We start from the raw sequence: 609 nt of genomic DNA, 5'->3' as shown, positions 1-609 counted from the left end.
GCAGAACTCCACTGGTGATTTATTGACGGAGATCTGGAAGCCCTTGCCCAGCAGCACCTGCCAGCGCGCGAGCTGGTCCAGCGCTTCCGTCAGCACCCAGCGGCCGATGTCGATGATGAGGCCGGATTCCTCCGCAACGGCAATGAAATCGGCCGGGTGGATCGGCCCGCGTACCGGATGGTCCCAGCGGATCAGGGCCTCGGCCTTGCAGACCTTGCCCGTGCGCAGATTGACAATGGGCTGGTAGTGCAGCGCGAACTGCCCGGACGCCAGCGCCGTGCGCAGATCCTGGGTAATGCGCAAGCGCTCCCTCTCCGCTTGCAGCAGCGCCTGGGTGAAGACCTTCCAGCGATTGCGGCCCTCCTCCTTGGCGGCAAACATCGCCTGGTCGGCGCACACCAGCAGGGCCTCGGCGTTGTCGGCGTCCTTGGGGTAGGTCGCCACGCCGATGCTGGCCGACACCACCACCAGTTCGCCTGCGAGGCGGTAAGGTGCGGCAATCCGCTCCAGGATCGCCTGGGCAATGCCCCCGGCAACGCCGGCATCGCCCACCGCGGGCAGGATCACGGTGAACTCGTCGCCGGCCAGCCGCGCCACGGTATCCGACGC

Annotated in this window: 1 protein-coding gene; it reads right to left on the bottom strand. The window is 67.3% G+C overall.

Features of this window, described 5'->3' with window-relative positions; translation table 11 throughout:
• Window positions 1–609 (bottom strand): EAL domain-containing protein (locus tag AC07XB_RS39040; protein WP_494752840.1); only part of this gene is annotated, 609 nt, incomplete at both ends.

It is taken from the genome of Cupriavidus sp. GW821-FHT02F09 (assembly GCF_059421605.1).
The sequence above is the reverse complement of the archived record's forward strand: the minus strand, read 5'-3'. Positions and strand labels throughout refer to the sequence as shown.